At 35.5% G+C, this 549-nt stretch carries 1 pseudogene; it reads left to right on the top strand.

Going from position 1 to position 549, the window contains the following annotated elements:
* Positions 1-474, top strand: a pseudogene (locus B2S90_RS07895) (heavy metal translocating P-type ATPase); the annotation flags it as partial.
* Between the last annotated feature and the right edge of the window lie 75 nt (positions 475-549).

Raw genomic sequence — 549 nt, 5'->3', positions numbered from 1 at the left:
AATGAATCAAGCTTTATTGGTGAACCATTAAGCAAGATGGTAAAACAAGGAAGTTCTGTTTTTGCAGGGACTGTTGTAGAAGAAGGTAAGATTTATATCAAGGTAAGAAATCTACAATTAGAAAGCCGTATTAATAAGAATGTAGATATGATTGATACAAACGAATCATTGAAAGCAGGTATTCAATCAGGGGCTGAACATCTTGCAGATGCAATTGTCCCTTATAGTTTTGTGGCTTTCTTTGGATTATTACTTGCCACAAGAAATCTTATACGTGCTTCATCAGTATTACTTGTAGACAATTCATGTGCGATTAAGTTATCTACATCTATTTCTGTTATTATTGCGATGCAGGAAGCAGGTCGTCATTCTGTTATGGTAAAGGGTTATAAATACCTAGAAGCAATGGATCAGGCAGATACGATTGTCTTTGATAAAACAGGAACTCTCACAAATGCTCAGCCATTTGTCTAGAAAGTGACACCAGTAGGAAATTATATACGTGAAGAAGTATTACGTATTGCAGCTTGTTTAGAAGAACACTTCCCA

The sequence above is a fragment of the Catenibacterium sp. UBA627 genome, from assembly GCF_002299355.1.
Taxonomy (GTDB): Bacteria; Bacillota_I; Bacilli_A; order Erysipelotrichales; family Coprobacillaceae; genus Catenibacterium; species Catenibacterium mitsuoka.
This window is presented reverse-complemented; position numbering and strand designations above follow the sequence as displayed.